Raw genomic sequence first — 23,307 nt, forward strand, 5'->3', positions numbered from 1 at the left:
ATGTGTGTCGGCCCAGTGCGCCGTGCACGTAGTGCACTCCTCTCGCCCACGCTTCGGAGTTCCCACCATGCCCAGGACGCCCACTGACACGGCCGTTACCGCCTTGCCGTCAGGTCATCCGTCCCACCGCCACCGCTGGTGGATCCTCGCCGTCATCGGCGTCGCCCAGCTGATGGTCGTGCTGGACTCGACGATCGTGAACATCGCTCTGCCGTCCGCCCAGAAGGACCTGGGATTCTCCGACGGGGACCGGCAGTGGGTCGTCACCGCCTACGCGCTCGCCTTCGGCAGCCTGCTGCTGCTCGGCGGCCGGATAGCCGATCTCTTCGGCCGCAAGATGACCTTCCTGGTCGGCCTTGTGGGCTTCGCCGGCGCCTCCGCGCTCGGCGGGGCCGCGAGCAGCTTCGAGATGCTCATCATCGCCCGGGCCGCGCAGGGTCTGTTCGGCGCGCTGCTCGCCCCGGCCGCCCTGTCCCTGCTGACCACGACCTTCACCGACGCCAAGGAACGAGCCAAGGCCTTCGGCGTCTACGGTGCCATCGCCGGTGCGGGCGGTGCCATCGGACTGCTCCTCGGCGGCGTGCTGACCGAGTACCTCGACTGGCGCTGGACCCTCTACGTCAACCTCGCCTTCGCGGCAGTCGCCTTCGTCGGCGGTGCGCTGCTGCTCCAGCGTGCCCGGCGCGACAAGAGCGTGACGATCGACATCCCTGGTGCTGTTCTGGTCTCTGGCGGTCTGTTCTGCCTGGTCTACGGCTTTTCCAACGCGGAGAGCCACGACTGGGACTCCTCGGCCACCTGGGGCTTCCTGCTCGCCGGAACCGTGCTGCTCGCCGCATTCACCTGGTGGCAGACGCGCTCGGCCCACCCGCTGCTGCCGCTGCGGATCCTGCTCGACCGTAACCGGGGCGCCTCGTTCATCTCCGTGCTCATCACCGGCGCCGGAATGTTCGGTGTCTTCCTCTTCCTCACCTACTACCTGCAGCAGAGCCTGGCCTACACCCCCGTCAAGACCGGGCTGGCCTTCCTGCCGATGGTCGCCGGGCTCATGCTCGCCTCCACTCTCGCCTCCACCGCGCTGATCCCCCGGTTCGGGCCAAAGCCGGTGGTGCCGCTGGGGATGGGCATGGCCGCGGCCGGCATGGCCTGGCTCACGGCGCTGGACCTGGGTAGCGGTTATGCCACGGACGTCCTGCCCCCGCTGGTCGTGGCGGGCCTCGGTCTCGGTCTGGTGATGGCCCCGTCCATGAGCCTGGCCACGGCAGGCGTGGGCGCGGAGGACGCCGGTGTCGCCTCGGCGGCCGTCAACACCATGCAGCAAGTGGGCGGCTCCCTCGGTACCGCCCTGCTGAACACCCTCTCCACCAGCGCGGCCACGGACTATCTGGCCGGCAGGAACCCCAAGGACCCCGCTGTCGTCGCCCAGGCCAGTCTGGAGGCCTACTCCACTGCCTACTGGTGGTCGGCCGCGTTCTTCGTGGCGGGACTGGTCGTCAGCGTGCTGCTGTACCGGCGTGGGGCGCCCGCCGTGGACGCCAATGCCGCACCCGCGGTGCACATGTGAGGTCCCCTCACCGTGCGGAGCGGCTCGCCGGACCTCCGGCGAGCCGCTTTCCGACACCGGTGCGGTGGGCTCGTCGCTGAGCCGGGGGAGCAGGATCCGGAAGGTGGTGCCCTGGCGAGGGGCCGAGTCGACCTCGACGTGGCCGTCGTGGGCGGCGACCAGGGAATGGACGATGGTCAGGCCGAGATCCGAGGGCTGGGGACGGCGGCCGTCGTGCCGGCGAGGACGGAGTGCTGTGCCCGCCAGCACGCGGTTCCTGCTTTGAGCATGTTGGGGGTGTCAGGCCTGAGGGCCTGCGGGCCCGATGCTGCGCAGCAGCCGCTCTCCGGACTCGCGGAGCTTCTCCTTGACCTCGTCCAGGCTGGAGGTGAGCAGGGCATGGTCGCGTTTGCGCCCGCAGCCGCCGGGCTGACTGTGCTCATGGTGGCTGGCGCGGTGGTGCACCTGCGCCATGGCGACCCGCTCGTGCAGGGCCTGCCCGCCGTCGTATTGGCCCTGACGGCGGTGGCGTACACCGGGGTGGCGATCGCCGAAGGCTGACGGACCGGGACGGGCGCCGCCTGGAGAGCGAAGCTGTCGATGCCCGACAGCTCACGGGCCTCTTGTGGGGCGTACCGTCGACAGTGTGCAGTACACGGCCGCACACCTCGTGTCCCGTGTCGCCGGCGACCTCGGGCCGAAGGCGGACGAGGTGATCGCCGACGTGTTGCGGTGCCTGCGGAGTGAGGTTCCTGAGCTGTGGAGTAATCCGGATCTCGTCCGCATGACGTCTGAGAACGTCGCCGAGCATGTCGTCGGCGTGCTGGCCGGCCTGGAATACGGCATCGACCCGCGCGAGATAGATCGGCCGGCCGCCGAGCTGGAACGCGCACGTCAACTGGCCCGTTACGGCACGCCGGTCACAGCGCTGCTGCGGGCCTTCCGGCTCGGTCAGGGCATAGTCCTGGACAAAATGCTTGCCGAAATCGCGCGGGTGACGAAGGACGCGGAGTTGGTCAGCGAAGCATCGCGCCTCCTGCTCGTGATGGCGAACGGATACGTGGACGACGCGTCCGAGCAGGGTGTCACGGCGTTCCAGGAGGAGCGAGACCGGCGACTGCAGCGGCGTCTGTCCTTGGTGAACGAGGCCGGTCTGCGCATCGGGACCACCCTGGACATCGCTCGCACCACCCAGGAACTGGCAGACCTCGCCCTCGAGCACTTCGCCGAGCTGGTCACCGTCGACCTGCTCGACTCCGTGGTGCACGGGCACGGCACTTCGGCGCCGGGTCCGCGAGTACTGAACCGGGCCGCGCAGGCGTCGACGCTGCAAGGAGGCCAGGAGCCGACGATTCGGGTGGGGGAGTGCCACACCTGCCCAGACGGATCGGTCACGGCCCGCGCCCTGACCACCGGCCGGCCCTCCCGGTACACGGCGACACCGACGGATCCGGCCGACGACTTCGGCACTCGCCCTGCATGCTCGACGCTGGTGGTGCCGCTGAGCGCACGCGGCGTCACTCTTGGCGTCGCGAGGTTCTGCCGTCACCACGACCCGGTTCCCTTCGACGATGAGGATCTGTTCCTCGCCCAAGAGATCGCGGCCAGGGCGGCCGTGGCCATCGACAATGCCCGCCGCTACACACACGCCCGTGCCACGGCCCTCACTCTCCAGCGCAGTCTGCTGCCACGGCGTACGGCGGAGCAGGCTGCCGTCGAAGTCGCCTGCCGCTACCTGCCGGCCGGTGCCCAGGCCGGTGTGGGCGGCGACTGGTACGACGTGATCCCGTTGTCCGGTGCTCGGGTTGCCCTGGTGGTGGGCGACGTGGTCGGCCACGGCATCCACGCCGCCGCCACGATGGGGCGCCTGCGGACCGCGGTCCGCACCCTCGCCGACATCGACCTGCCTCCCGAGGAACTGCTGACACACCTGGACGACGTCGTCATCCGCCTGTCCGCCGAAGTCTCGGCCGACCCGGACGCCGAAACGACCGGGGACATCGGCGCCACATGCCTGTACGCCGTCTACGACCCTGTCGACGGCCATTGCTCCCTGGCCCGCGCGGGGCACGTGCCGCCCGCCGTAGTGCACGGAGACGGAACCGTCGATCTCCTGACCATGCCGCACGGCCCGCCGCTGGGCCTGGGTGGCCTGCCGTTCGAGGCGGCGGAGGTCGACCTTCCCGAAGGTAGCCTCCTCGCTCTGTACACCGACGGCCTGGTCGAAGCCCGCGACCGCGATATCGAGGCGGGCCTCACCCTCCTTTGCCACGCTCTCGCGCAACCCTCCGCATCCCTGGAGGCCGCCTGCGACAGCGTGCTCCAGGCCTTGCTGCCCGCAGCAGGTCTGCCTCGCGACGACATCGCCCTGCTGCTGACCCGCACCCGCGTCCTCGGGGACGGCCAGGTCGCAGCCTGGGACGTGGACGCCGACCCGGCAGCCGTCGCCCAGGTCCGTAGGAGCGCAGCCCGGCAGCTGGCCGCCTGGGGACTGGAGGACCTCGATTTCGTCACCGAACTGGTGGTCAGCGAACTGGTCACCAACGCCATCCGCTACGGCCGGCCCCCCATCCGCCTGCGCCTCATTCGGGACTGCTCCCTACTGGTCGAGGTGTCCGACGCTGGCAGCACCACCCCCCACCTGCGCCGTGCCCGCGCCTTCGATGAAGGCGGACGCGGCCTGCTGCTCGTCGCCCAGCTCACCGAACGTTGGGGAACGCGTCATGCCCGGCAGGGCAAGACGGTCTGGGCCGAGCTGGGCGAGGAGAATCACGCCGAGCCCTCGGAGCCGGCCTTCCGCCTGTAGTCGGCGCCGAGTGGGGCGAGCTGCGAGACCAGCAACTGGCCACGGCATGCATTATGGCGTTGCTGCGCTGACGGCGCCCGTTTGCGCGACGGGATGAGGAGCGGGTTTCTCACCGAGGCTGTGCTCTCGTCAGCAGTCCACGGACACACCCTGCTGGGAGTTGGCGTCTTCCTCGGGAAGATCTCCTGCTGCGGCTGTGGGAACGAGTCCGCCCGGTCACCGGCGGCCGGCTGGTCATCGTGGGTCACGGTCCCGAACGGCAGAGACTCCAGGCGCAGGCCGGGCCCGGCGTGGTCATCTCCGCACGGGTGTCGGAAGAGCAGAGGCACCAACTGATTTCCAGCCGAGGTTTAGCCGTCCTGCATGCTGGTGTTCAGGCCCTGGGCGTCGGCGCGGCGGGGACGGGGGCACCGAGGCCCCGCGACAGGGCGCGGGCTGTGGCCCGCAGAGCGGGAGAGATGAACCGTGACTCTGTGTGGCCCGCCGGTACGACAACCGAGAGTGCCGCGACGACGTCTCCGGCCGCGCCTCGCACCGGCACTGCGGCAGCGAGCAGCGGGCGAGGTTCCTGTCGGTTGACGACGGCGATCCCGTTGCGGCGTACCTCGGCGAGGGCGCGGCGCAACGCGGCCGAGGAGAGGGGCACGCCTTCCGGTTCGTGGACCAGTGGTTGGGCGAGGTAGGTCTCCTGGAAGTCCGGGTCGGCATGGGCGAGGAGAACGAGACCGACCCCGGTGGAATGCAGCGGCAGACGGCCGCCCACGCGGTACAGCACATCGATGGCTTCACGCGCCGACAAACGTTCGACCAGGAGAGCTTCCATGCCGTCCAGGACGGCGAACAGGACGTGCTGGTGCGTCGCCTCGTACAGGTCCTCCATGAACGGGAGCGCCACCGTGCGCAGGCCGTGGGCGCGCGGGGCGAGCGAGGCTACTTCCCACAGACGCAGACCGACCACGAAACGGCCGTCGGGGTCCCGTTCCAGAGCCCCCCAGTGAAGCAGGCGCCGGGCGAGCCGGAGTGTCGTACTGGGCGGGGTGTCCGTGACCCGGCTCAGTTCGGCGAGAGTCATGGCGCGGCGGGTCTCGTTGAAGGCCGTGAGCAGAGCGAACGCCCGGTCGATCACCGGATCGCCATGGGCCGGCCGGCGACCCCGAGAGACGCTGGGGGGGTTCGTCATGCCTGCAGTCTCACTCTTCGGGCCGCTCCCCGTACATTGCGGCAAGGTTTCGATCGCATGCCATTCAATGAAATTGCCGCTGGTGCCGATCTGGTCGATCTCCCACTGTTACCCCACACGTCGACGAGCCGCCTCTCAGGTTCCGAGCCGAGCCGATTCCGAGGAGACCCATGACTGCGGAGTTCACACAGAGCGGTGTGGAGCAATTCTCCCTTCCGGGCAAGCCTGTGCCCTTCTTCCTGGAGGCAGGTGAGGGGGAGCGGGCGCACCTGTACGACTCACTGATCACCGTGCTGCTCAGCAAAGATGAGACCGACGGACAGTTCGGAGTGTTCACCTACTCCGCTCCCAAGGGCGACGCGATCCCCACACATGCGCACGCCGATGTCCACGAGACGTTCTTCATACTCTCCGGGCGGGCTCGCGTGTGGATCCAGGACGCGCAAGGTGAGCGACACGAGAAGTTGCTGGGGACCGGCGACTTCGGCTACGTCCCGGCGGGCTGCCTGCACACCTTCCGTGTGGAGGCCGACGACACCCGGATCATGGGCGTGTCCAGCGGCGGTTTCGAGCGCTTCTTCGCCGCGTCCGGCACCCGTACGAACTCCCTGGAACTGCCGCAGCCGCCGTACGTCCCCTCCCCGGAGCAGATCGGCCGCGCGGCGCGCGAGTACGGCAACGACTTCCGGTTCGACCTGCGTCCCTTGGACGGCTGACATGGCCAGGCACGCCACACCGGTGCCCACCGAGGAAGTCACACCGGCGGGCACCCGGCTGCTGCGAGGGGTCGAGTACGCGACACCGGACGGTTTCCGCCCGCTCCTGCTCGATCTCCACCTCCCCGCCGCGCACCCTGCCGGGGGCCCCGTGCCGGTCGTTGTCTTCCTGCACGGTGGGGGCTGGCGGACCGGGAGTCGCGCTCGGTTCGGGTCGGCCTTCGAGGCGTGGGAGGTCAGTCCGTTCGACCTGCTCGCGGCGGCCGGCTTCGCGGTCGCCTCGATCGACTACCGGCTCAGCGCGGAGGCCGTCTTCCCCGCTCAACTGCACGACGGCAAAGCCGCCTTGCGCTGGGTGCGCGAGCACGCCGAGGAGCTGGGGCTCGACGCCGAACGGGTCGTGCTGTGGGGCGAGTCGGCCGGCGGCCATCTCGCCGCACTGCTCGGACTGACGGTCTGCCGACCGGAGCCGGAAACCGACTACGTGGTGGCTGGTCCGTACGCCGGCGTCGTCGGTGTCGTGGACTGGTACGGGCCCGCCGACCTGCGGACCATGCAAAGCCAGTCCCGCCCCGACGCCGTGACCGTGCCCGACGCGGCGGATTCCCGGGAGGCCCAGTTGATCGGGGCGCCCGTACCCGAGGCGCCCCGGCTTGCTGCGGAGGCGAGCCCGGTCACCTACGTCTGCTCCGCCGCTCCGCCGTTCCTGCTCGCCCACGGCACGGCCGACCGGTTCGTCCCGAGCGCCCAGAGTGAACAGCTCGCCCAGGCGCTGAGGGCCAGCGGCAGCGAGGTGACCTTGCGGCTCATCGACTCCGTGGACCACCTGTGGGCCGGTCTGCCCGATCCGCGGACCGTCTTCGACGAGGCCCTGGACTTCGCCCTGCGCGTCTGCGCCCCGATCGCGGCACGCACCCCCCGCCGGCCCGCCGCCGTGCGCGCCTTCTGACTCCACCCCCCGTCCCCACCCCCCGTCCCCGCCCGCCGGCATCGACCCGCCCAGGTCGTAGGCAAAGGAGCCTCGGTAATGAATCGTTTCAAACTCTCCTCGGCAAGAAACAGCGTGCTCTTGGCAACCGCCGTCGCCCTCGCCTCCACCGGTGTCACGGCCTGCAGCTCGTCCTCCGCGAGCGGGTCCTCGGCGTCCGCGTCGGACACCCTCACGGTCGGCATGGACGGCGACTCGGCCGCGAATGGCTACGACCCCGCGAAGTACACGGAGATGCGGCAGTTCTTCGAGAGCGTGTACGACTCGCTCTTCGTCAAGACCGCCGACGGCGGCGTCAAGCCGAGCCTGGCCACCAAGTTCGCGTACAACAAGGACAAGACGCAGCTGACCCTCACACTGCGCAAGGGAGTGACGTTCGCGGACGGCAGCACGCTCACCGCCGCCGTGGTCAAGAAGAACCTCGACCGACGCAATGACGCCGCCCTGGTCGCGTACGGGAACATGGCCAAGGGCGGACAGGCCGAGATCAAGCAGGTCACCGCACCCGACGACCAGACCGTCGTCCTCACCTTCGCCAAGGCCCAGCCGACCTTCCAGGAACAGCTCGCCTCCGACGCCGGAATGATCGTCAGCGCCAAGGGACTCGCCGACAGCAAGGCCCTCGGCGCCGCACCCTACGGCTCGGGCCCCTACACCCTCGACAAGTCGGGATCGGTCAAGGGCAGCAAGTACACGATGGTGCGCCGGAAGGGTTACTGGAACTCCGCGGCCTTCGCCTACGACACCGTCGTCTACCGTGCTCTGCCGGACCCGCAGGCCAGAGCCAACGCCCTGGTGTCCGGTCAGGTGGACGTCGCCGCGGTCGCCGGCTCGACCTCCTCGTTCGTCAAGTCGCGCGGCACGGGGCTGTCCTCCCTGGGCGGCACGGTGGTGACCCTTCCGGTCTTCGACAAGAAGGGCACGGTCTCCAAGCCGTTCGGCGACGAGAGGGTTCGCCAGGCCATCCAGGTCGCGATCAACCGCCAGGACCTGGTGAGCGGTCTCCACAAGGGCGACAAGCCGACCTCCAACGCCTTCCCGTCCTCCTTCGACGGCTACGACGCCGCGCTCAACACCACCTGGGGCTACAACCCGGACAAGGCCAAGAAGCTCCTCGCCGAGGCCGGATACGCCAAGGGCTTCTCCTTCACGGTGATCACCAGCCAGGCCAATCAGACCGACCTGGAAGCGATCCAGAAGCAGCTCAAGGCAGTCGGGATCGACATGAAGCTCAAGGCCGCCGCCTCCACCGAAGAGGCCTTCGCGGCCGTGAACACCACCCCGCTCGGCTACCTCGCGTTCAACTGGCCGGAACCGGTGGTAGCCATGCAGGCCGTCGTCCTCGGGGGGTTCCTGAACACCCAGAAGGCGACCGACAAGCAGCTCACGGAGTACACGGACGCCGCCGCGGGCGCCACCGGCGCGAAGCGGACAGAGGCTCTCACCAAGCTCAACACCCGTCTGGTGGAAGCGGGCTGGCTGATCCCGCTGTACGAGAGCTACTCCTACGCCGGTTACAACACCAAGAAGGTCAAGCCCCTCACCTTCGCGGGCAACGACGCCTACCCGCTGCTGTCCTCGATCAAGCCGGCCTCCTGACGACCGGCCCGGTCGGGGACCACTCGAAGAAAAGAGGAAGGAGGAGGCTCCGTGACCAGATTCCTCGCCCGGCGGGCCGCGATGGCGGTCCTGACGCTGCTGGCGGTGATCGTCCTGACCTTCGCACTCGTTCACTCCATTCCGGGCAGCCCGGGCGCGGTGATGCTCGGCCCGGGAGCCTCCGCGCAGGAGATCCACGCCCAGAACGAACTGCTCGGCTGGAACCAGCCGCTGGCCGTCCAGTTCTGGGACTGGATCACCCACGCGGTCCGCGGAGACCTCGGCACCTCCCTCACCGGCGGCAACGAGGTCGGCCCGGACCTGGCGTCCCGGCTCCCGGTGACCGCGGCCATCGCATTCGGCGCCACTGCCCTGAGCGGTGTGCTCGGCATTGTCTCGGGAGTGGTGGCGGCGGTCCGCGGCGGTCTCGTTGATCGGTTCATCACCGCTTTCTCCGGGATCGTGGTGTCCCTGCCGACCTTCTGGCTGGGCATCCTGTTGGTCTACATCGCCTCCATCCGGCTCGGCTGGCTCCCGGCGACCGGCTACACCCCCTTCACGGACTCGCCCGTCGACTGGGCCAAGAGCCTGGCCCTTCCGGTGCTCAGCCTGGCGATCGGCGGGGCTGCCCTCGTGGCGCGGCAGGCACGCGCCTCCATGGTCGAGGCCCTGGGGCAGGAACACATCAGGACCCTGCGCGCGACGGGGATTCCGCCCTGGCGGCTGCTGTACGTGCACGCGTTGCGCAACGCGAGTGTGCCCGTGGTGGCGGGGCTGGGCATGCAGTTCGTCGGGCTGTTCGGCAGCACCGTCATCGTCGAGCAGATCTTCGCTCTGCCGGGTCTGGGACAGGTCGCCCAGGCCGCAGTCACCTCCCACGACTTCCCGTCCGTGCAGGGAGTCGTGATCATCGCGACGGTCGTCGTCGTGGTCACCAACGTCGCGCTCGATGTGCTGATCAGCGCCCTGAACCCGAAGTTGCGTGCGGCATGAGCGAATACCTTCAGGCGAAGCCGGCACAACAACTGCTCGAACCACCCGAGCACACCGCCACCGAGGCGTCGCAGCCCGCCCGGCACCAGCTGCCCCGGCTGCTGCGCAGGCCGGGCGGCATCTTCGGACTCGGCTGGCTGGCACTGCTGGTCGTGCTCTCGCTCACGGCGTCCTGGTGGATCCCGTACGGGACCAACGACCAGCAACTGTCGGCCGCGTTGCAGGGCCCCAGTGCCCAACACTGGCTCGGTACCGATGAGTTGGGGCGCGATCTGCTCAGCCGGATCTTCGCAGCCGGGGCGAGCACGTTGGGAGCCTCCCTGCTGACCGTGGCGGTGGCCTACGCCATCGCTGTCCCCCTGGCGCTCGTCGCCGCCGAGCGCGGCGGGCACACGGAGACGGTCATCAGCCGCACCACCGAGATCATGATGGCCCTGCCGGGCACGGTGATCATCCTCGCGTTCATCGGGGTGTTCGGTGTGGACACCGTGCTCATCATGACCGTGCTGGGCGTGTTGATCTCCTCCGGGATGTACCGGGTGCTGCTGGGGGTGGCGCGCTCCCTGCGGGAGCAGTTGTACGTGGACGCGGCACGGGTCAACGGCCTCGGCTCCTGGCGGGTCAACCTCCGCCACGTGCTGCCGGGTATGCGGACGGTCCTGGCCGTGCAGGCGGCCCTGCTGTTCGGCATCGGCCTGTTGATCCAGTCCGGCCTCGCCTTCATGGGCTTCGGCCCGAAGCCGCCCGCGCCCAGCTGGGGCGCCATGATCGGTACGGCCTCACAGCACATCTACGACGCACCCTGGCTGATGGTGCCCTCCGGACTGGTGCTGTCCCTGACCGTGATCGCCGCCAACCTGGTGGCCGACGCCCTGACCGACCCGGAGGAAGCACCCCGGACCGCCCGGCGGGCCGGGAAGCGGGCCGGCGGGGCCGCCGCAGGGCCGGCCGAGCCCGATGGATCGGGAGTACTGGACGTACGCGACCTGACGGTGGCCGTCGACGACGGACCGGTGCTGGTCAGCGGTGTCTCCTTCCGGGTCGAGCCCGGCCGGGTGCTCGGCCTGGTCGGCGAGTCCGGCTGTGGCAAGACCATGACCGCGCTGGCCGCACTCGGACTGCTGCCCGCCGGAGTCGCGGTCACCGGCGGCGCGCTGCACTGGCAGGGCCGCGACCTGGCATACCTCGACGAGCGACACCTGCGCCCGGTCCGCGGACGCGAGATCGCCTACGTCTCGCAGGAGCCGATGGTCGCCCTCGACCCCATGTTCTCCGTCGCCTACCAGCTCACCGGACCACTGCGGCGACTTCGCGGGCTGTCCCGCGCGGAGGCGAGGGACGGCGCGGTGAGCCTGCTGAAACGGGTGGGAATCGTCGACCCCCAGGCCGTCATGCGCAGTTACCCCCACCAGTTGTCCGGCGGCATGGCCCAGCGAGTGGCGATCGCCCTCGCCTTGACCGGCGGCCCGAAACTGCTGGTGGCCGACGAGCCGACCACGGCCCTCGACGTGACCGTGCAGGCGGAGATCCTCAGCCTGCTGCGCTCACTCGTCAGCCAGTCAGGCACCTCGGTCGTGATCGTCACCCACGACCTCGGTGTCGTCGCCGACCTCTGCGACGACGTTGCGGTGATGTACGCCGGCGAGATCGTCGAATCCGGAACGGTGACCGAGGTACTGGACGCCCCCCGTCATCCGTACACCAAGGCGCTCCTCGGGGCGAACCCGCACGCGGGTGAGACCGTGACGCCCTCGCACCGGCTGACGGCCATCCCCGGCCAGGTGCCGGCGCCCGGCAGCTGGCCGCAGGGATGCCGCTTCCGTGACCGCTGCCTCTACGCGACAGACGCCTGTGGGCAGCCCGTGGCACTGGAAGCGGCCGACCGGGGCGGCACCGTGCGCTGTGTCAGGGCCACCGAACTCGCGGTGGCCGCCGCCCACCCGGACGAGAGGACCCCGGCATGAGCACCACCACGGCCCCGGCCGACACCCAGCAGGCCCTCGCCCTGGACGTGCGGGACCTGACCGTCCACTACGGCCGCCGCTCCCGGCGCAAGCCGGTGCCTCCGGCCGTCGACGGCGTGTCGTTCTCCATCGCCCCCGGCGAGACCATCGGCCTGGTCGGAGAGTCGGGCTCGGGCAAGTCGACCATCGGCAAGGCGGTCCTGGGCCTCCAGTCCGCGACCGGTGGATCGATCTCCTTCTTCGGAGACGACATCACCCATGCCGCCCCGGCCCGGCGGCGGGCCCTCGCGGCCCAGCTGCGGGTGGTGTTCCAGGACCCGTACTCCTCCCTCAACCCCGCCATGACCATCGGCGAGACCCTCGCCGAACCGCTGCGCCTGATGGGCGTCGGCAAGGCGGAGGCGGCCCGGCGGGCGCGCACCGCCCTGGAGCGCGTGGGGCTGCCCGCTTCCGCCGCCGAGCGTCGGCCCCGCCAGTTCTCCGGCGGCCAACGGCAGCGCATCGCGGTGGCCCGTGCCCTGGTGTGCGACCCGAAGGTCGTGGTGTGCGACGAGCCGGTGAGCGCACTGGACCTGTCAACCCAGGCGCAGGTGCTCAACCTGCTCGCCGACCTGCGTGATGAGCGGGGTCTGTCGTACCTGTTCGTCGCCCACGACCTCGCGGTGGTCCGTTTCCTCGCTCAGCGGGTGGTTGTCCTTTACCGCGGCCAGGTGATGGAGACCGGTGCCGCGGCGGCCGTGGTCGAACAACCCCGCCACCCCTACACACGGGCCCTCACCGCCGCCGCCCCGGTGCCCCGCCCCGCCGAACAGGCGGCCCGGCGCGCCGCGCGTGAGGCGATGGGCATCGGAGCGGCCGGACTCGGAACTCCCTCCGCCGCCGGCTGCCCGTTCGCGTCGCGTTGTCCCCTCGCCACCGACGTGTGCCGCGCCGAGCGGCCCGCACTGCGCAGGGTCGGTGACAGCGATGTCGCCTGCCATCACGCCACCGACTGACCTCCCTCCTCGACGACTGCCCCACGCTCACGACCCCAGGAGCTCTTCCCATGGACCCCACACTCGACGATCTCGTACGCAAGCTCGACCTGGAGACCAAGCTCCGGCTGATCTCCGGCGCGGGCGCTTGGGCCACTCAGGCCTGCGAGGAGATCGGTCTGCGGCCGATCAGCGTCTCCGACGGGCCGGTCGGCGTCCGCGGCCCGGTCGAGGACGAGCGGGACTGGTCGGCCAACCTGCCCTCCTCCAGTGCGCTGGCCGCCACCTGGGACGAGGAACTGCTCCACCGGGTGGGCGCCTTGCTCGCCGCGGAAGCGGTACGCAAGGACGTCGACGTGGCGCTCGGCCCCACGGTCAACCTGCACCGTTCCCCGCTGGGCGGCCGGCACTTCGAGTGCTTCTCGGAGGACCCGCTCCTGACCGGCCGGATGGCGGCCGCATATGTCCGCGGCCTCCAGGACAACGGGGTCGGCGCCTGCCCGAAGCACTTCGTCGCCAACGACTCCGAGACCGACCGCACCACGGTCGACATCCGGGTGGACGAACGTACCCTGCGCGAGCTCTACCTCGCCCCCTTCGACCACCTCGTCACCGAGGCGGACCCCTGGACCGTGATGGCCGCCTACAACGGCGTCGACGGCGCGCCCATGACGGAGAGCCCACTGCTGCGTGACGTCCTGAAGGACGAGTGGGGCTGGGACGGTCTGGTCGTCTCCGACTGGGGCGCCGTCTACGGCACCGAGGAGTCCGCCTCCGCCGCGCTCGACCTGGCCATGCCGGGACCGTCGGAGCACTGGGGCGAGCCGCTGCTCGCCGCGGTACGCGAGGGCCGTGTCCCAGAGGCCGCCATCGACGACAAGGTGCGCAGGCTGCTACGGCTGGCGGCCCGCGTCGGCGCTCTCGACGGACACCCCGCCGCCGCCGGACGCCCCGGTCCCGGCACGGTCGCGCAGGGCGGGGCACTGGCGCGTGAGGCCGCGACCGCCGCCATGGTGCTCGTCCGCAATCACGGGGACCTGCTGCCTCTCGCGACCGACAGGCTGTCCCGCGTCGCCCTGCTGGGCCCCGGAGCGCTGGACGCCCGGCCGCTGGGCGGGGGCAGCGCGACCGTCTTCCCGCCGTATGTCGTCAGCCCGCTGGAAGGACTGCGCTCGGCACTTGGCGACCGCGTCGAACTGGTCACCGCGCCGGGGGCTTCCCTCAGCGACGACCTGCGCACCCCCCGCCCCGGAGAACTCTCCCAACCCGGCACCCTCCGGTGGCTCGACGCGACCGGAGCGTGCCTCAAAGAGGAGCCGACGGCGGGCACGTGCTTCGTGCGCGACCTGAAATCTGTCGAGGAGGGCAGCGTCTCGTTCGAACTGCGCACCGTCTTCACCGCCGACACCACCGGCGACTGGCAGCTCGGCATCAGGGGCGTCGGCGCGTTCGTCCTCGACCTCGACGGTGAGACGGTCATCGACACACACATCGTCCGCGACCCACTCGACATCGGCTCGGTGGTCGGCGCCGCGCCGCAGGAGTACATCACCCGGCGGCTGAGGGAAGGCCAGAAGGTCGACGTGCGGCTGCGGTTCACCTGGGGCCAGGACATCATGCTGTTCTGGGTCGGCCTGGTGGTCGGCGAACCCAGGTTGCCCGCCGACCAGCAGCTCGCCCGCGCCGTCGAACTCGCCGCCGCCTCCGACGTCGCCGTCGTCGTCGTGGGCACCACCGAGGCCGTCGAGAGCGAGGGCTTCGACCGTACGACCCTGCGGCTGCCCGGTGACCAGGACGCCCTGGTACACGCCGTGGCTGCCGCCAACCCGCGCACCGTCGTCGTGGTCAACTCCGGTGCTCCCGTGGAGATGCCCTGGCGGGATGAGGTCGCCGCCGTGCTGCTGGCCTGGTTCCCAGGCATGGAACTGGGCAACGCGCTGGCGGACGTACTGCTCGGCGTCGCGGAGCCCGGCGGCCGCCTGCCCACCACCTGGCCGACCCGCGACGAGGACGTCCCGGTGTGGAACACCACCCCCCGGGACGGAGTGCTGGAGTACACCGAGGGCCTGCACATCGGCCACCGCGCCTACCTGCGCGCGGGCACCGAACCCGCGTACTGGTTCGGCCACGGCCTGGGCTACACCACCTGGGATTACGAGGCCTTCGACGTACCCGCCCACGTGCACCCCGGCGAGGACCTGACCGTCACCGTGCGCCTGCGCAACAGCGGGGAGCGGCGCGGCAAGGAGGTCGTACAGGTCTACGCCGCCCGGCCAGACTCGGCCGTCGAACGCCCCGAACTGTGGCTGGCCGGCTTCGCCGTCGCCGAGGCCGGCCCGGGCGAGGCCATGGACGTCCCCATACGCATCGCCGCGCGAGCCCTCCAACACTGGTCGGTGACCCGTCGTCAGTGGCGGACCGAGAGCGGCGCGTTCCTTCTCTCCGCCAGTCGATCAGCCGGTCGGCCGATCCTCACGGACGAAACGGTGGTCTCAGAATGAACTCGCCCACCTGTCTGCGTGCCGAACAGTTGGAACACGCCCTGGGCATCGGCACGCGACGGCCCCGGCTCTCCTGGCGGCTTCCGGCCGACTCCCGCGTGCAGCTGGCCCATCGGATCAGAACCTGCGAGGGCTGGGACTCCGGCCGCGTCGAGGGGGCCGACAGTGTCCATGTGCCGTACGGCGGCCCTCCGCCTGGCTCCGGCGAACGGATCACCTGGCAGGTCAAGGTCTGGACCGACGTCGGCGAGAGCGACTGGTCCGAGTGGGCCTGGTTCGAGACCGGGCTGCTGGACCCCTCCGACTGGCAGGCCCTGTGGATCGAGCCCGTCGAGACCGAGGTGCCGCCCGCCGGACACCGCCCGGCCCATGTGTTGCGTACCCCCTTCTCGACGACGTCCCCGGTCCGCCGGGCCCGCCTCTACGCCACCGCGCAGGGGCTGTACGAGGCGTTCCTCAACGGCGAGAGGATCGGGGACGCCGAACTGACGCCGGGCTTCACGCAGTACGACGTACGGCTTCAGGTCCAGACGTACGACGTCACCGCACTGGTGCGGGAGGGCGACAACGTCCTCGGGGCACTCCTGTCCGATGGCTGGTTCCGCGGCCAGATCGGCATCACCCGCGCCCACGACCAGTGGGGGAAGCGGGTGTCATTCCTGGCGCAGCTGCATCTGGAACATGAAGACGGCACCACGACCGTCGTGTGCACCGGGAAGCACTGGCGCTCGGCCACCGCGCACATCGTCGAAACCGACCTCATCACCGGCCAGTTCAGCGACCTGCGCCGGACACGCACGGGATGGGACGTACCCGGGTACGACGGCCAGGAGTGGGGACCGGTCGACGTCGCCGACCACGGCTACGCCGGACTGGTCACCTCACCGGCCCCGCCCGTGCGACGCGTCGAGGAACTCGCCCCCGTCTCGGTGACCCGGCCGCGTCCCGACCGGCAGGTCTTCGATCTCGGCCAGAACATCAACGGCTGGGTAAGGCTGCGCGACCTCGGCCCCAAAGACACCCGCCTCACCCTCACGCACGGCGAATCACTCGACCACGACGGTGACGTGACGACGGACCACCTCCGCGTCGACCTGTCCTTCCTGCCCGAGCCCCTCCCGGCCGGCCAGGTCGACCACGTCGTCTCGGCGGGCCGCCCGGGCGAGACTTTCGAGCCCCGGCACACCACACACGGCTTCCGCTATGTCCGCATCGAAGGCCACCCCGGTGAGCTGACCACTGACGACCTGCGGGGCGTAGTGGTCCACACCGACCTGCGGCGCACCGGCTGGTTCGACTGCGGAGACGAGCGGATCAACCGGCTGCACGAAGCCGCCGTGTGGAGCATGCGCGGCAACGTCTGCGACATCCCCACGGACTGCCCCACCCGCGAACGCGCCGGCTGGACCGGGGACTGGCAGGTGTTCGCCCCCACCGCAGCCTTCCTCTACGACGTCGCCGGGTTCTCGGCCAAGTGGCTGCGCGACGTCGCAGCCGACCAGTGGCCGGACGGCACGGTCTCCAACATCTCGCCCGCCTGCCGCACCGAAGGCCCGAACGGCCCCGTGGCCCACCTCAACGGCTCGGCCGGCTGGGGCGACGCCGCGATCATCGTGCCCTGGCAGATGTACCGCGCCTACGGAGACCGGGCCGTGCTGGAGGAGCTGTGGCCGACCATGACCGCATGGCTCGGGCGGACCGAACGCGTGGCACGCGAAGCACGCCACCCGGACCGGGTCCTGCGCTCCGCCGAACCCGCCCCGCACGAGCGGTATCTGTGGGACACCGGGTTCCACTGGGGCGAATGGCTCGTGCCCGGCGAGCATATCGGCGATGACCTGCCCCAGTACGCGCAGCGCGACAAGGCCGACATCGCCACCGCGTACTACGCCCACTCCACCCGGCTGGCAGCGCGCATCGCCCGGGTGATCGGCCGAGACGAAGAGGCGGCGGCCTACGAAGAGTTGAGCGAGCGGATACGCGAGGCCTGGCGAACCGAGTTCATCACGCCCGACGGCTCACTGCGCCCCGACACCCAGGCCAACCACGTGCGCGCCCTCGCCTTCGACCTGGTGCCGAAAGAACTGCGAGCCCGGACCGCGGAGCGGCTCGCCGAGCTCGTACGGGACGCCGGCACGCATCTGGGCACCGGCTTCCTCGCGACCCCGGACCTGCTCCCTGTGCTTGCCGACACCGGGCACCTCGACGTGGCGTACGAGCTGCTGCTCCAGGACAGCGCACCGTCCTGGCTGCACATGATCGACCGAGGCGCGACCACGATCTGGGAGAGCTGGGAGGGTGTGGCCGACGACGGCACACCACGCGACTCCCTCAACCACTACTCCAAGGGCGCTGTCGTCTCCTTCCTGCATCGCTACACCGCCGGAATCGAGCCGGACGCGGACTTCCCGGGCTATCAGCGATTCACCGTGGCACCGCGCCCGGGCGGCGGCCTTGCTTGGGCACGAGCTGAACACCACTGCCCGTACGGACAGATTGAATCCGCCTGGGAAGTCGACGGTGACCGTTTCCGGCTCGACGTCACCGTGCCACCGGGCACCACCGCCGAGGTCGTCCTGCCTGACGGCACGCGGCGCACCGCCATTCCGGGCACGCATACCTACCATTGTGCTGCGCCCGCCGCCTTGACGACGACGGGAGCCTCCCGATGACCCACAGCACCGAGCGGGAACGAACCGATTCCGAGCCTCCTGAGTGGACTCCACCCGGCTTCCTGCCACCTGCCGGCCCCGTTGCGCGCGAGGACGGCTCGCTGCACTATTCCGGGATCAGCTATGCCCTCCCGCCCGGCTTCCGCCCCCTCCAGTTGGACCTGTGGGTACCGGCGGGAGGGGGCAGGCATCCGGTGGTGGTGTGGATCCACGGCGGAGCGTGGCAGTTCGGTGATCGCCGCTATCTGCCACCGACCCTTGAGACCGACGCCGTCTACCACGCGCTGCTGGAGGCCGGGATCGCGGTCGCCTCGATCGACTACCGCCTCGCGGGCGAGGCCGTCTTCCCTGCACAACTGCAGGATGCCAAGTCCGCCGTCCGCTATCTGCGCCGGCACGCCGCTCAACTCGGTCTGGACGCCGAGCGGTTCGGTGTGTGGGGCGAATCGGCCGGTGGACACCTCGCGGCACTTCTCGCCCTCACCGCGGGTCGCACTGCACAGGAGGGAGACCCCGTCGTCGCCGAGCCTCTCGACTCGGTGCGGGCCGTCGTGGACTGGTACGGAGTCAGCGACCTGGCCACCATGCCCAAGCTGGAGGTCCCCCCGGACCTGCCGCCGGGTACAGCCGATCCGATCGAGCAACTGCTGGGCGGCACCACCCCGGAGCGGGCCAGATCAGCGAGCCCCATCACCCACGTGAGCGCCGACGCACCGCCCTTCCTGCTCATCCACGGCACCGACGACATTCCCGTACCACTGGAACAAAGCAGCCTTCTGCACGCGGCGCTGCTCGCGGCGGGGGCGCAATCCGAACTGGTGACGGTCGAGGGCGCCGGTCACATCTTCGTCGGCGCAACCGACATCCCCGCTCTGATCGCCCGCTCGGTCGCCTTCCTGACCAAGCACCTGCAGGAGTGACCGTGATGACAGAACAGCACCAGGACCAGCCACAGGCGTGGACCCCACCTCGCTTCCTGCCTCCGGCCGAACCCCTCCGCCGCGCGGACGGCTCGCGGCACTATCCGGGGATCAGTTACGCCACCCTGCCCGGCTACCGCCCCCTCAAGCTCGACCTGTGGGTGCCCGAGGGCGAGGGACCTCACCCGGTTGTCGTCTTCGTCCACGGTGGTGCCTGGGCGCTCGGCGACCGCGGCGACCTGCTGCCCGCCCACGACACCTCCGCCGTGATCGACCTGCTGCTGGCAGCCGATTTGGCTGTCGCGTCCATCGACTACCGGCTCTCTCGCGAGGCGACCTTCCCCGCGCAGCTCCACGACACCAAGTCCGCAGTGCGCTACCTGCGCCGCCACGCGGATCAACTCGGCCTGGACAGCAGCCGGACAGCCGTGTGGGGAGAGTCGGCCGGCGCGCACCTCGCCGCGCTTCTCGCCCTCACCGCAGACCGTGTGGAACTGGCGGGCAACATCGGTGTCACCGGGCCCGACAGCACGGTCGTGGCCGCCGTCGGCTGGTACGGCATCTACGATCTCGCCGCCCTGCCCACGTTTGTGCTCCCCCCGGACATCACCCTGCCCGCGGACACGGCACAGGACTTGATCGAGCAACTGCTCGGCGGAGTCGCCGATCCGGAACTGGCCATGCCGGCGAGCCCGGTCACCTATGTCACCGCCGCCGCGCCGCCCTTCCTGCTGATCCACGGCACAGCCGACAGGCTGGTGCCGTTCGAGCAGAGTCTTCTCCTGGAAAAGTCCCTGCTGGCCCACAGTGCCGAAGTCCAGTTGGTACCCGTCGACGACGCCGACCACGGACTGTTCGGGGCACCGGAACTCGCCACGCTGCTCCAGCAGACCGTCGCCTTCCTCAGCACGCACCTACGGGAGGAAAACCGATGACGACCACTTCCCCCGACCGGCAGCTCGACGAGCTGCTGGGCCAGGTACTCGGATCCCTCCAGGGCAAGGACCCACGGCTGCGCGAGCTGGCCGGTGGCCTGGTCACTCACCTGCACGCCTTCGTACGGGAAGCCCGGCCCACCGAAGTCGAGTGGCAGCGGGCCATGGACTTCCTGGTCCGCACCGGAGCCGCCTGCACCGACCGCCGCAACGAGTTCATCCTGCTCTCCGACATGCTGGGCCTCACCTCCGCGGTGGACGAGGTCAACCATGCCGGGCCGCCCACGATGACACCCAGCTCCGTCGAGGGACCCTTCCATTCACCCGCACCGCCGCGCCCCATGGGCGCCTGGATCGCGGAAGGTCCTGAGCGGGAACGCGGCGAGGCCGCGGTCGTGCACGGCAGGGTCACCGACTGCGACGGAGTGCCCCTCACCGACGCTGTGCTGGACATCTGGCAGGCCAACGACACCGGCCTGTACGACAGCCAGGACGACGAGCAACCCGACGGCAATCTGCGGGCCTTGCTCACCACCGGCCCTGACGGCGCCTACTGGTTCCGTACGGTCAGACCCAGCAGCTACCCGGTCCCGACCGACGGCCCGGTCGGCGAGCTGCTCCGTGCCCTCGGCCGGCACCCGATGCGCCCCGCCCACGTCCATCTCAGGGTCGAGGCGCCCGGCCACCGGCCGCTCACCACCCACGTCTTCGTCGACGCGGACCCCTATCTCGGCTCCGACGCGGCCTTCGCCGTCAAGGACGCCCTCGTTGCGCCCTTCGTACCGTGCACCGACCCGGAGACGGCCCACCGGTTCGGCATGAGCGGCCAAGGTGCGTTCCTGCAGGCCCGGTTCGATATCCGGCTCGCGGCGGAAGGACCCGTCCAGTGAAGCTCATCGGATTGCGTCCGCCGTCGACACGGCGCGGCAGACAGCAGGTCATGGTCGGTGTCGTCGTGGACGACCGGGTGACTCCCCTCGTGGATGCCGTCGACTTCTACGAGGACCTGCCGCGATGGCTGGAGCGGGCGCGCAAGGTCCGTCGTGGCTCCGTCCGGCTCGCGGACGTGATGCCGGAGCCGCCGGTACCGCCGTCGGCACGGGTCCTGTGCATCGGGCTCAACTACCGTGCGCACGCTGCCGAGGGCGCCTTCCAGGTGCCCGAGCATCCGACCGTCTTCGGACGTTGGACGGCCTCGCTCTCGGTGAGCGGACGTCCGGTGCCGGTACCCGCCAACGAACCGGGGCTGGACTGGGAGGGCGAAGTCGCGGCCGTCGTCGGCGCCCGGCTCAGCGATGCGGACGAGAGCGAAGCGGAGGCAGGAGTGCTGGGGTACGCAGCCTTCAACGACCTCACCGCCCGTACGGCGCAGAAGCTCACCGCCCAGTGGACTCTCGGCAAGAACGCCGACCTCAGCGGTCCGCTCGGCCCCATCGTCACGATCGACGAGACGGGCAGTCTCACCGACGGTCTGCGTCTGGTCACCCGGGTCAACGGCGAGGTCATGCAGGACGGGAACACCCGCGACATGATCTTCGCCGTGCCGGAGCTGCTTTCCCGGATCAGCCGCACCATGACACTCCATCCCGGCGACATCATCGCCACGGGCACACCGGAAGGAGTCGGCTACGTCCGCAGGCCACCGCGTCTACTGACCCCTGGCGACGTCGTCGAGGTCGAGATCGACCGGCTCGGCCTGCTGCGAACCCCGATCACCGACGCCTCGGCGAGGTCCAGCGCGTGACGGACACGAGAGCACAGGTGCTGATAGCGGGTGGCGGGCCGGCCGGACTCGCGGCCGCCATCGAACTCGGCCGGCGCGGGGTGCGCACCTGCCTGGTGGAACCCCGCCTCACCGTCGACGACGGCAGGCCCCGTGCCAAGACGACCAGCATCCGGACCATGGAGCATCTGCGCCGGTGGGGCCTGGCCGAACGGCTGCGTGCCGCAGCGCCGATGCCCGTCGCATGGTCCCAGGACGTCATCTTCTGCACCTCCCTGCTCGGCACCGAACTCACCCGCTTCCGCAACGCCTTCGGGCTCCATGAGGGCCGCAGCGAACACTGGGCAGAAGCCGGTCAGCAGGTGCCCCAGCCGATCGTCGAGCGAGTGTTGCGCAAGGCGGTCTCCGAACTCGCCGCAGTGGACGTGCTCATCGGTCACACCGTCACCTCCGTCGATCACGACGCGGCCGGGGTGCGCGCCACCGTTACCTCGGGTGACGGATCGTCCAGCATCGTCGAAGCCGACTACCTGCTGGGGTGCGACGGCTCGGGCGGGATCAGCCGTGCGGCGATCGGCGCCACGTACACCGGGACGTCCGGTGAACGCCCGAACCTCAACATCGTCTTCCGCGCACCCGGACTGGCACAGCGGATCACTCTGGATCGGGCCGTGCAGTACTGGATCGTCAGCCCCGAGGCCTCCGGGCTGATGGGCCGACTCGATCTGGCGGACCAATGGTGGGCGATCGTCCAACACGCCGACACGCGGGCGTCCGGACCTGCCCCCGAGGCGCTGGTGCGTTCGCTCATCGGAGGCCCCGCTGACGATCTGGATGTACAGGTCGTCGCCACTGACCGCTGGGTCGCCCGGATGATGCTCGTCGACCGTTACCAGCATGGGCGGGTCTTCCTTGTCGGCGACGCGGCCCATCTCAACCCGCCATGGGGCGGTCACGGCTACAACACCTGCGTGGGCGACGCCGTGAACATCGCCTGGAAACTCGCCGCCGTCATCCATGGCTGGGGCGGCCCGGGACTCCTGCAGAGTTACGAACCCGAGCGTCGGCCGGTCGCCGCGCAGACCATCGCCGACAGCGCGGCCCAGGAGCGGCTGCTCGCCCCGTCCTTCACAGACGCCGACGACGCTCAGTTGGCCACCGCACTTCAGGCCAAGCGCAGCGAATTCCACAGCGAAGGCCTGGTACTCGGTTACCACTACGCCGATTCCCCCGTCATCGTCGACGACGGCTCACCGACACCGGCCCACCAGCTCACCACTTACCACCCCTCATCACGCCCCGGCACCCGCCTGCCCCACACCTGGCTCCCCGACGGACGCTCCCTCTACGACCTGCTCGGCGAGGGCTTCACCCTGCTGCGCCTGTCCGAGACCACCGATCCGGCCCCGCTGCAACAGGCGGCCCGTACCCGGGGGGTACCGCTCACCACCGTCGACCTCTCGGCACTCGAGCTGGCCGACCGGTACGGCGCACCACTGCTCCTGATCCGGCCCGACCAGCACATCGCCTGGCGCGGCGCTACTGCGGCGCACGCCGGACGACTGATCGACACCGCACGTGGAGCACTTGTCGACGTCCTGACAGAGTGAAAGTTCTTCAGCCGCCAGCCGGCAAATGATGCCGCAGGCCAAGCTGAGGCTGGCGTCGCAGCCGACCTCGGGAGAAGGCTCCCAGCCGGCCTTCCGCAGGGCCCAGTCCGCAACGGGGCGCGATGTCGAAACACCGGCTGCCCGACTACCGCGCTGCGAACACGACCGTCGCGTCGAAGACCG

General features: G+C 70.2%; 16 protein-coding genes and 2 pseudogenes. 17 read left to right on the plus strand and 1 reads right to left on the minus strand.

The features are described from left to right. Positions 1 to 67: 67 nt before the first annotated feature. From K4B79_RS42360 to K4B79_RS48880, 4 genes and pseudogenes are all read left to right on the plus strand, one after another. Positions 68 to 1,564, plus strand: a complete 1,497-nt coding sequence (locus K4B79_RS42360; protein ID WP_232032775.1) for an MFS transporter — start codon at positions 68 to 70, stop codon at positions 1,562 to 1,564. Positions 1,565 to 1,942: 378 nt separating this feature from the next. Continuing rightward, positions 1,943 to 2,104, plus strand: a complete 162-nt coding sequence (locus tag K4B79_RS42365; RefSeq protein WP_232032776.1) for a hypothetical protein — start codon at positions 1,943 to 1,945, stop codon at positions 2,102 to 2,104. Between the two features lie 85 nt (positions 2,105 to 2,189). Continuing rightward, complete coding sequence (locus tag K4B79_RS42370) at positions 2,190 to 4,349, plus strand: ATP-binding SpoIIE family protein phosphatase (protein WP_232032777.1); 2,160 nt, start codon at positions 2,190 to 2,192, stop codon at positions 4,347 to 4,349. A 173-nt stretch (positions 4,350 to 4,522) separates the two neighbouring features. Then, positions 4,523 to 4,646, plus strand: a pseudogene (locus K4B79_RS48880) (glycosyltransferase family 1 protein); the annotation flags it as partial. Between the two features lie 76 nt (positions 4,647 to 4,722). Here K4B79_RS48880 and K4B79_RS42380 read toward each other — a convergent pair. Next, positions 4,723 to 5,529, minus strand: coding sequence for an IclR family transcriptional regulator (locus tag K4B79_RS42380; protein ID WP_232032778.1), 807 nt, complete (start codon positions 5,527 to 5,529; stop codon positions 4,723 to 4,725). Between the two features lie 170 nt (positions 5,530 to 5,699). Here K4B79_RS42380 and K4B79_RS42385 point away from each other — a divergent pair, with 170 nt between their 5' ends. From K4B79_RS42385 to K4B79_RS42445, 13 genes and pseudogenes are all read left to right on the plus strand, one after another. Next, positions 5,700 to 6,245 carry a quercetin 2,3-dioxygenase gene (locus K4B79_RS42385; protein WP_232032779.1) on the plus strand — a complete coding sequence of 182 codons (546 nt, stop codon included), beginning with the start codon at positions 5,700 to 5,702 and terminating at the stop codon, positions 6,243 to 6,245. Continuing rightward, positions 6,229 to 7,194: pseudogene (locus K4B79_RS42390) on the plus strand (alpha/beta hydrolase fold domain-containing protein); the annotation flags it as partial. The gene K4B79_RS42385 and the pseudogene K4B79_RS42390, both read left to right, overlap by 17 nt. A 114-nt stretch (positions 7,195 to 7,308) precedes the next feature. Further along, entirely contained in the window at positions 7,309 to 8,832 is a 1,524-nt protein-coding gene (locus tag K4B79_RS42395; RefSeq protein ID WP_232032780.1) for an ABC transporter substrate-binding protein, read from the plus strand. 51 nt (positions 8,833 to 8,883) lie between these two features. After that, a complete protein-coding gene (locus tag K4B79_RS42400) occupies positions 8,884 to 9,825 on the plus strand; it encodes an ABC transporter permease (protein ID WP_232032781.1) in 942 nt (313 codons plus the stop codon). Beyond that, positions 9,822 to 11,789 (plus strand): dipeptide/oligopeptide/nickel ABC transporter permease/ATP-binding protein, encoded by a 1,968-nt coding sequence (locus K4B79_RS42405; protein WP_232032782.1) that lies wholly within the window; start codon positions 9,822 to 9,824, stop codon positions 11,787 to 11,789. Before K4B79_RS42400 ends, K4B79_RS42405 begins: the two co-directional genes overlap by 4 nt. Then, on the plus strand, positions 11,786 to 12,784 hold the full coding sequence (locus K4B79_RS42410) for an oligopeptide/dipeptide ABC transporter ATP-binding protein (protein WP_232032783.1): 999 nt from the start codon (positions 11,786 to 11,788) through the stop codon (positions 12,782 to 12,784). The genes K4B79_RS42405 and K4B79_RS42410 overlap by 4 nt, the downstream gene beginning before the upstream one ends. Positions 12,785 to 12,834: 50 nt before the next feature. Beyond that, the gene (locus tag K4B79_RS42415; protein WP_232032784.1) at positions 12,835 to 15,264 is read left to right on the plus strand and encodes a beta-glucosidase; all 2,430 of its coding nucleotides are present in this window, start codon (positions 12,835 to 12,837) and stop codon (positions 15,262 to 15,264) included. Beyond that, entirely contained in the window at positions 15,261 to 17,936 is a 2,676-nt protein-coding gene (locus K4B79_RS42420; RefSeq protein ID WP_232032785.1) for a family 78 glycoside hydrolase catalytic domain, read from the plus strand. The genes K4B79_RS42415 and K4B79_RS42420 overlap by 4 nt, the downstream gene beginning before the upstream one ends. Then, the gene (locus K4B79_RS42425; protein ID WP_232032786.1) at positions 17,933 to 18,856 is read left to right on the plus strand and encodes an alpha/beta hydrolase; all 924 of its coding nucleotides are present in this window, start codon (positions 17,933 to 17,935) and stop codon (positions 18,854 to 18,856) included. Before K4B79_RS42420 ends, K4B79_RS42425 begins: the two co-directional genes overlap by 4 nt. A gap of 5 nt (positions 18,857 to 18,861) precedes the next feature. Beyond that, positions 18,862 to 19,791 (plus strand): alpha/beta hydrolase, encoded by a 930-nt coding sequence (locus K4B79_RS42430; RefSeq protein WP_232032787.1) that lies wholly within the window; start codon positions 18,862 to 18,864, stop codon positions 19,789 to 19,791. Further along, positions 19,788 to 20,681, plus strand: coding sequence for a dioxygenase family protein (locus K4B79_RS42435; RefSeq protein ID WP_232032788.1), 894 nt, complete (start codon positions 19,788 to 19,790; stop codon positions 20,679 to 20,681). Before K4B79_RS42430 ends, K4B79_RS42435 begins: the two co-directional genes overlap by 4 nt. Next, a complete protein-coding gene (locus tag K4B79_RS42440; RefSeq protein ID WP_232032789.1) occupies positions 20,678 to 21,535 on the plus strand; it encodes a fumarylacetoacetate hydrolase family protein in 858 nt (285 codons plus the stop codon). The genes K4B79_RS42435 and K4B79_RS42440 overlap by 4 nt, the downstream gene beginning before the upstream one ends. Then, positions 21,532 to 23,124: an FAD-dependent monooxygenase gene (locus tag K4B79_RS42445; protein WP_232032790.1), complete on the plus strand. Its 1,593-nt coding sequence runs from the start codon at positions 21,532 to 21,534 to the stop codon at positions 23,122 to 23,124. The genes K4B79_RS42440 and K4B79_RS42445 overlap by 4 nt, the downstream gene beginning before the upstream one ends. Positions 23,125 to 23,307 lie beyond the last annotated feature (183 nt).

It is taken from the genome of Streptomyces lincolnensis, assembly GCF_021173675.1.
Taxonomy (GTDB): Bacteria; Actinomycetota; Actinomycetes; order Streptomycetales; family Streptomycetaceae; genus Streptomyces; species Streptomyces lincolnensis_B.

Bases quoted from the DNA above. Each gene is read 5' to 3' on its own strand.
- K4B79_RS42425 (WP_232032786.1), top strand. From the start codon at position 17,933: ATGACCCACAGCACCGAGCGGGAACGAACCGATTCCGAGCCTCCTGAG.
- K4B79_RS42430 (WP_232032787.1), top strand. From the start codon at position 18,862: ATGACAGAACAGCACCAGGACCAGCCACAGGCGTGGACCCCACCTCGC.
- K4B79_RS42410 (WP_232032783.1), top strand. From the start codon at position 11,786: ATGAGCACCACCACGGCCCCGGCCGACACCCAGCAGGCCCTCGCCCTG.
- K4B79_RS42360 (WP_232032775.1), top strand. From the start codon at position 68: ATGCCCAGGACGCCCACTGACACGGCCGTTACCGCCTTGCCGTCAGGT.
- K4B79_RS42365 (WP_232032776.1), top strand. From the start codon at position 1,943: ATGGTCGCGTTTGCGCCCGCAGCCGCCGGGCTGACTGTGCTCATGGTG.
- K4B79_RS42405 (WP_232032782.1), top strand. From the start codon at position 9,822: ATGAGCGAATACCTTCAGGCGAAGCCGGCACAACAACTGCTCGAACCA.
- K4B79_RS42420 (WP_232032785.1), top strand. From the start codon at position 15,261: ATGAACTCGCCCACCTGTCTGCGTGCCGAACAGTTGGAACACGCCCTG.
- K4B79_RS42385 (WP_232032779.1), top strand. From the start codon at position 5,700: ATGACTGCGGAGTTCACACAGAGCGGTGTGGAGCAATTCTCCCTTCCG.
- K4B79_RS42435 (WP_232032788.1), top strand. From the start codon at position 19,788: ATGACGACCACTTCCCCCGACCGGCAGCTCGACGAGCTGCTGGGCCAG.
- K4B79_RS42380 (WP_232032778.1), bottom strand. From the start codon at position 5,529: ATGACGAACCCCCCCAGCGTCTCTCGGGGTCGCCGGCCGGCCCATGGC.
- K4B79_RS42415 (WP_232032784.1), top strand. From the start codon at position 12,835: ATGGACCCCACACTCGACGATCTCGTACGCAAGCTCGACCTGGAGACC.